At 57.3% G+C, this 6,692-nt stretch carries 10 protein-coding genes; 4 read left to right on the top strand and 6 right to left on the bottom strand.

Going from position 1 to position 6,692, the window contains the following annotated elements; translation table 11 throughout:
• The 3 genes from ACOX7T_RS14085 to ACOX7T_RS14075 form a co-directional block, all read right to left on the bottom strand.
• Positions 1-370, bottom strand: a 370-nt coding sequence (locus ACOX7T_RS14085) for a ParA family protein (protein ID WP_433443890.1), incomplete at its 3' end; no start/stop codon positions are given.
• On the bottom strand, positions 370-705 hold the full coding sequence (locus tag ACOX7T_RS14080) for a DUF6050 family protein (protein ID WP_433443888.1): 336 nt from the start codon (positions 703-705) through the stop codon (positions 370-372). The genes ACOX7T_RS14085 and ACOX7T_RS14080, both read right to left, overlap by 1 nt.
• Before the next feature lie 135 nt (positions 706-840).
• A complete protein-coding gene (locus ACOX7T_RS14075; RefSeq protein ID WP_433443886.1) occupies positions 841-1,230 on the bottom strand; it encodes a SpoVA/SpoVAEb family sporulation membrane protein in 390 nt (129 codons plus the stop codon).
• Positions 1,231-1,366: 136 nt separating this feature from the next.
• On the opposite strand from ACOX7T_RS14075, the gene ACOX7T_RS14070 reads away from it, so the two are divergent.
• Both ACOX7T_RS14070 and ACOX7T_RS14065 read left to right on the top strand, forming a co-directional pair.
• Entirely contained in the window at positions 1,367-1,855 is a 489-nt protein-coding gene (locus ACOX7T_RS14070) for a DUF6530 family protein (protein ID WP_148318896.1), read from the top strand.
• Complete coding sequence (locus tag ACOX7T_RS14065; RefSeq protein ID WP_433443884.1) at positions 1,848-2,207, top strand: GIY-YIG nuclease family protein; 360 nt, start codon at positions 1,848-1,850, stop codon at positions 2,205-2,207. The genes ACOX7T_RS14070 and ACOX7T_RS14065 overlap by 8 nt, the downstream gene beginning before the upstream one ends.
• A gap of 51 nt (positions 2,208-2,258) precedes the next feature.
• Here ACOX7T_RS14065 and ACOX7T_RS14060 read toward each other — a convergent pair whose 3' ends face one another.
• The gene (locus tag ACOX7T_RS14060) at positions 2,259-2,762 is read right to left on the bottom strand and encodes a deoxycytidylate deaminase (protein WP_433443882.1); all 504 of its coding nucleotides are present in this window, start codon (positions 2,760-2,762) and stop codon (positions 2,259-2,261) included.
• Between the two features lie 222 nt (positions 2,763-2,984).
• Between ACOX7T_RS14060 and ACOX7T_RS14055 the strand changes: the two genes are divergently transcribed.
• Positions 2,985-3,353 carry a hypothetical protein gene (locus ACOX7T_RS14055; RefSeq protein ID WP_433443880.1) on the top strand — a complete coding sequence of 123 codons (369 nt, stop codon included), beginning with the start codon at positions 2,985-2,987 and terminating at the stop codon, positions 3,351-3,353.
• 42 nt (positions 3,354-3,395) lie between these two features.
• On the opposite strand, the gene ACOX7T_RS14050 is transcribed toward ACOX7T_RS14055, so the two are convergent.
• Positions 3,396-3,608, bottom strand: coding sequence for a helix-turn-helix domain-containing protein (locus ACOX7T_RS14050; RefSeq protein WP_433443878.1), 213 nt, complete (start codon positions 3,606-3,608; stop codon positions 3,396-3,398).
• A 108-nt stretch (positions 3,609-3,716) separates the two neighbouring features.
• Between ACOX7T_RS14050 and ACOX7T_RS14045 the strand changes: the two genes are divergently transcribed.
• A complete protein-coding gene (locus ACOX7T_RS14045; RefSeq protein WP_433443876.1) occupies positions 3,717-3,863 on the top strand; it encodes a hypothetical protein in 147 nt (48 codons plus the stop codon).
• A 53-nt stretch (positions 3,864-3,916) separates the two neighbouring features.
• Here ACOX7T_RS14045 and adhE read toward each other — a convergent pair whose 3' ends face one another.
• Positions 3,917-6,523 carry a bifunctional acetaldehyde-CoA/alcohol dehydrogenase gene (gene adhE / locus ACOX7T_RS14040; protein WP_433443874.1) on the bottom strand — a complete coding sequence of 869 codons (2,607 nt, stop codon included), beginning with the start codon at positions 6,521-6,523 and terminating at the stop codon, positions 3,917-3,919.
• Positions 6,524-6,692: the final 169 nt, after the last annotated feature.

Here is a 6,692-nt window from a genome sequence, read left to right as displayed (position 1 = left end):
ATTCGTCTCGGAGCGGTTCAAGAATGCCTGCCAGCATCTGTTCTGCTCCCATTTCCAATCGGAGCTTTGCATCAATCACAGAAAGCGAAATGCTCGAAGGAATGAAATCCACACCATCGTGAGAAAGAACATAGCTTTTCGGTTCGGGCAGCTCTTTTTCATCCATCATCAGCATCATCAAATCGGCAATGTTGGTCTCAATCTCATTAGGAGCTTCTACCCCGAAGCAGGTTGTCAAATTTGCCTGACTATCAAAGTCAACGGTCAGGACTTTCAATCCCATATTATGTAGGGAATACGCAAGGTTCAGCGTAGTAGTAGTTTTTCCCACGCCGCCTTTCTGGTTTGCAATAGCAATAATCTGTGCCATTAGTTCCTCCTTAGAATTATCGAAACAATGCAGCTTAGACCTTTGAGTATTTGCCAGATTAGCACGAGCCCTCCAATCATGCCACCAACCAGCACATTCAAAAACACTATGCCAATCGTTCCAGCAAGATCATAATGGGTAGGCACCAACCAAAGGCACATCTTTCCGATACCAAAGGGGAACCCAATCAAGATCCAAGCCAAAAAGTAATTACATGTCTCGCCATCCATATATATGGCGCGAAACAAAGTTGCCATCAGAGCTGCAACTGTCAGCGGCAGTACCAGCTGCCTGAAAATCATCTCTACTTTATTCATAGTCACCCGAAGCGCCATAACCGGCAACTCACAGACATAGATGAAACATGAGCTGCCAAGCATTTTTTGCCTGTTACAGCGCTTTTATGGTATCCTCTCCCTTCCTGTGATATAATAATCACGATTTATTCTCAGAACATAAAAAAATAGGGGCTAAACCAGCACATCCACCTTGATTTCGTGGTGTTTCTGACTTGTCCCTATTATAACTCTATCATCACTGCGGAACTCCAGCGCCGGAGAGGCCATGGCGTTTGCAAAGCCGGTGATGGGTACCAGAGTGCCCGCCCCGGCGTGCTTGGCCAGCTTGTCGAACCAGCCCAGGCCGGTGAAGAGCACAGCCAGGAAAATCAGCGTCACCGGTACGGCAATGGACGCGCTTGTCTCACTCAGGCCCATGGAGCGGTATAGATTGAGCAGGCCCTGCCCCAGGGTGCAGATCAGCCCACCGGTAACAAAGGCCCAGGCCAGATTCTTGGGTGTGGGAGACGGCGCCGCCTTTTTCTCCACATATTTTCCGTATTCCTTGTTGGTCATATCCATCCGTCTGCGCCTCCTTTTTCCACACTAGTCTGCCTCGCTGGGGAAAAAATATTCCTTGACGTCCGGTCTGTTCCGTGCTATCCTCTGGTTTATAATTTACTAAATTACTAATTTACTAAATAATCAGGAGGCCATCATGCGGATTCCAACCTCATTGAAGCACAAGCCCGTCATCGTGGCGGAGGACTACGACCACATCGACGGCCGCTCCGCCTACCAGACCGACGCCAAGGGGCTGTCCCTGGGTCTGGCCCAGTGGAACGACCGGGGCCGGGTGGATATCTCGGCCAAGGTGTGGCGGTACACAGGGGAAAAGTGGTCCCGCCAGTCAGAGGAGCTGCCCCTCCACCGGGTGCTGGACCTGGCCATTCTCACCTGCCGTGCTCAGCTCTATCTCCGGGAGGAGAGCTACAAGTACCCCGACTTTTATAACCCCGACCAGCCGGAGATTGACCGGGTGGGTCTTCAGGGGGACGCCATGACGGTGTCAGTGTGCACGGAGAACGACCACATTCAGGAGGATATCCGCCTCTTTCAGGACGCGCTGGCCAGAGACGGTGAGCTGCTGGGCGAGCGGATGAAGGTGCTGGCCCGTATTTTAGGGGAGCTGGGGTATCATGGCTAAGACGGAACATCAAAAAGAGCTGCTGTCCGCCTGGCGGGAGCGGACCGTGGTGGGCGGCGTGTGCGCTATCCGCTGCACGGAGACCAACCGGGTGCTGCTCAGCGCCGTGGCCGATCCGGCAGGCCTGCGAAACCGCTTTCAGTTCTCAGCCGCCACCGGTTCCTGCACCTTTCTCCCGCTGTCCGCTGACTGGAACAAATACGGCGCCGCTTCCTTCACCTTCACCGTGCTGGAGGAGCTGGAAAAGAGTGCGGACCAAACGGACGCCCAGTTCAAGGCCGACCTGGAAGCCCTGGCCGCCCTGTGGAGGGAGCGGCTGGCGGCGGAAGGCGCGGAATTTTACACCAAATAAGAAAACCACCAGCTGCCGGGCTCTTGCCCGGCAGCTGGTGGTTTTGATTTTTTATTCTTTCCCGCAGCAGCTGCAGGCCTCTCCGGGCAGGGAGTCGTCCTCCCGCACCCAGTCCTCCACGTGGACCACAGAGTAGTCCGTCTTGGTGTTGCGGATGACCACTCGCTGGATGCCGGCGTTGATGATAAGCCGGCGGCACATGGCGCAGGAGGTGGACCCGGCGATGAGCTCACCGGTGGCGGGGTTCTTGCAGGCCATATAGAGGGTGGCGCCCAGGGTCTCACTGCGGGCGGCGGAGATGATGGCGTTGGCCTCGGCGTGGACGCTGCGGCACAGCTCATACCGCTCACCGGAGGGGATGTTAAGGGCCTCCCGGGTGCAGTAGTTCAGATCCACGCAGTTGCGGCGGCCCCGTGGGGCGCCGTTGTAGCCGGTGGCAATGATCTCGTCGTTGCGGACAATGATGGCGCCGTAGCACCGGCGCAGGCAGGTGGCCCGCTCGGCCACCGTCTCGGCGATGTCCAGATAGTAGTTCTCCTTGTCGATTCGCTTCACGTGGCACCTCCTGTTTTTGTCCAGTATAACCGCTTTCCCCTGTGCTTTCAAGGGATTATTCACATATTGTTTACGTCTGGTGCCTTGACGGAAAACCTTCAAAACGGTATCATTACTGTTATAAAAGTACTGTGGAAGCCGATGTGCCCGAGTTTTATGTTCCGCTCGGGCCATTCTTCCGCTGAAGGAGACGTTCGCTCGATGAATTGGCTGCAGAGATTTATGTATGGCCGATATGGCGTCGATCAGTTCTCCATGTTCCTGATAGCGGTGTATCTGGTGCTCTATCTGGTGGGCAGCCTGCTGCGCCTTGGCCTGCTGAGCTGGCTGGCGCTGCTGGTGGCAGCCTATGCCCTGTTCCGGCTCTTTTCCCGGAATATTCCCCGGCGCCGGGCAGAAAACGCCAAGTTTATGGAGCTGGCAGGGCCTGCAATCCGCTGGTTCCGGCTGCGCCGGACCATCCACCGGGACAAAGACCACCGCTATTTCAAGTGCCCCAACTGCGGCCAGCAGCTGCGGGTGCCCAAGGGCAAGGGGAAAATTACTGTTACCTGCCGCAGCTGCGGCGCCAGCTTTGAAGAGAAATCCTGAAAAAATACCGCCCTGGAGCGCTGCTCCGGGGCGGTATTTGGTTTATGCATCATCCACCAGTTCCAGAATATCCTCAATCCCGCAGTCAAGCGCCTCCGCGATTTTTCCCAGATTCACCGCGTCATACCGGACCACTGTGTTTTTATAGTAGCCGTCAATGGTCTGGAACTTGATGCCTGACCGGCGGGCCAGCTCATAGCGGGTGATATTGTGGGCGGGCAGATACTTGTCCAGCTTTACACGTACTCTTTTCATGATATACCCCCATATCGGTATATATATGATAAGTAGTGTAAAATCCGTTGACAATTTCCCTTAATCGGTATATCTTGTTATTAGTATATACCGAAAGAAAGATATTATATGGAACTTTACCAGCAGATGTACTACATTTTATTTCACGGCATTTCCGACGCTCTGGAGGCCCTGGATGAGGTACGGATTCAGGATGCTCAGCAGCTACTCCGGACTGCCCAGCAGGAAGCAGAGGAGCGCTATCTGGAAGGGTAATGAAAAGGAGGCCGTTCCGCAGTCTGCGGAACGGCCTCCTTTTATGGTCTCTCTTACTTGCCGTAGTAAGCCTTGAGGTACATCTCCTTGATCTCGCTCATGAGGGGGTAGCGGGGGTTGGCGCCGGTGCACTGGTCATCGAAGGCCTGCTCCACCATGGCGTCCAGGGTATCCAGGAAGTACTTCTCGTCCACGCCGTACTCGGCAATGGTCTTCTTCACGCCCACGGCGGCCTTCAGGTCCTCAATCTTGGCGATGAGCTTCTTGACGGCCTCGGCGTCGTCCTTGGCCTGGATGCCGCAGAAGCGGGCGCACTCGGCGTACCGGGCCTGGGTGTGGGGGTACTGATACTGGGAGAAGGTGCCCATCTTGGGGGGGCACTCCACGGCGTTGTACTCCACCACCAGGCTGATGAGCAGGGCGTTGGCGATGCCGTGGGGCAGGTGATGGAAGGCGCCCAGCTTGTGGGCCATGGAGTGGCACACGCCCAGGAAGGCGTTGGCGAAGGCCATACCGGCCATGCAGGAGGCGTCGGCCATCTTCTGACGGGCCTCCACGTTGCTGCCGTCGTTGTAGGCGGTGGGCAGGTACTCGAAGACGTTCTTCATAGCCTTCAGAGCCAGACCGTCGGTGTAATCGGTGGCCATGATGGAGGCATAGGCCTCGAGGGCGTGGGTGAGCACGTCAACGCCGGAGGCGCTGGTCAGGCCCTTGGGCTGGCTCATCATGTTGTCGGTGTCCACGATGGCCATGTTGGGCAGCAGGGCGTAGTCGGCCAGGGGGTACTTCACGCCGGTGTTCTGGTCGGTGATAACGGCGAAGGGGGTAACCTCGGAGCCGGTACCGGAGGAGGTGGGGATGGCCACGAAGTAGGCCTTCTCACCCATCTTGGGGAAGGTGTGGACACGCTTGCGGATATCCATGAACCGCATGGCCATGTCCTGGAAGTCCTCCTCGGGGTGCTCGTACATGACCCACATGATCTTGCCGGCGTCCATGGCGGAGCCGCCGCCCAGAGCGATGATGCAGTCGGGCTTGAAGGCGGTCATGGCAGCGGCGCCCTCCTGGGCGTTCTTCAGGGTGGGGTCGGGCTGGACGTTGGAGAACACGGTGTAGACAATACCCATCTGGTCCAGCTTGTCGGTGATGGGCTTGGTGTAGCCGTTCTGATAGAGGAAGGTATCGGTCACGATAAAGGCGCGCTTCTTGTGCATGACGGTGCCCAGCTCATCCAGGGCCACGGGCAGGCAGCCCTTCTTGAAGTAGACCTTCTCGGGAGTTCTGAACCAGAGCATGTTTTCACGCCTTTCCGCCACGGTTTTGATGTTGAGCAGGTGCTTGACACCCACGTTCTCGGAGACCGAGTTGCCGCCCCAGGAGCCGCAGCCCAGGGTGAGGGAGGGAGCCAGCTTGAAGTTGTACAGGTCGCCGATTCCGCCCTGGGAGGAGGGGGTGTTGACCAGGATGCGGCAGGTCTTCATGGCAGCGGCGTGCTTGGCCATCTTCTCGGTCTCGCGCAGGTCCACATAGAGGGAGGAGGTGTGGCCGTAGCCGCCGTCAGCCACCAGCCGCTCGGCCTTCTGGAGAGCCTCGTCGAAGGTCTCAGCCTTGTACATGGCCAGCACGGGGGACAGCTTCTCGTGGGCGAAGGGCTCGGAGGGATCGGTGCTCTTAACCTCGCCGATGAGGACCTTGGCGTCCACAGGCACATCCACACCGGCCATCTTGGCGATGGTGTGGGCGCTCTGACCCACGATCTTGGCGTTGACGGTGCCGTTGACCAGGATGATGCTGCGGACCTTGTCCACCTCATCGCCCTTGAGGAAGTAAGCGCCGCGGGCGGCAAACTCCTTCTTCACGGCGTCATAGATGGGAGCCAGCACGGTGACGGACTGCTCGCTGGCGCAGATCATGCCGTTGTCGAAGGTCTTGGAGTGGAGGATGGAGCTGACAGCCATCTTGATGTCGGCGGTGTCGTCCAGGATGACGGGGGTGTTGCCGGGGCCCACGCCCAGGGCGGGCTTACCGGAGGAGTAGGCGGCGGTGACCATGCCGGGGCCGCCGGTAGCCAGAATCAGGTCGGACTCACGCATGACCTGGTTGGTCAGGTCCAGGCTGGGCACGTCGATCCAGCCGATGATATCCTCAGGAGCGCCGGCCTTCACCGCGGCCTCCAGCACCACCTTGGCAGCCTCGATGGTGCAGCCCTTGGCGCGGGGGTGGGGAGAGATGATGATGGCGTTGCGGGTCTTCAGAGCAATGAGGGTCTTGAAGATGGCGGTGGAGGTGGGGTTGGTAGTGGGGATGACGGCGGCGATGAGGCCGATGGGCTCGGCGATCTTCTTCACGCCGTAGGCCTTATCCTCCTCGATGACGCCGCAGGTCTTGGTGTGCTTGTAAGCGTTGTAGATGTACTCAGCGGCGTAGTGGTTCTTGATGATCTTGTCCTCCACAACGCCCATGCCGGTCTCGGCCACGGCCATCTTGGCCAGAGGAATACGGGCCTGGTTGGCGGCGGTGGCGGCAGCCAGGAAAATGGCGTCTACCTGCTCCTGGGTGTAGGTGGCGAATACCTTCTGAGCCTCCCGCATGGCAGACATCTTCGCCTCGAGAGCCTCTACGTTATCGATGATTGCGGTTGCCTTCTTCTGCTCTTTCATCTGTGCAGCCTCCTCAAGAATGGTGAGAGCAGTGGGTCCGCTCATTTGATATTTTTTTAACGATGCGAATTATACCCTACTCGTTAAAATATTGTCAATGTGAAAACTGCATTATTTTTTCGGCGTTGTGCTCCGAAAGGTTTGTTATTTTCTATTGAAAGTATATATC

The organism is Pseudoflavonifractor sp. (assembly GCF_050943825.1).
Lineage (GTDB): Bacteria > Bacillota > Clostridia > Oscillospirales > Oscillospiraceae > Pseudoflavonifractor.
The sequence above is the reverse complement of the archived record's forward strand: the minus strand, read 5'-3'. Positions and strand labels throughout refer to the sequence as shown.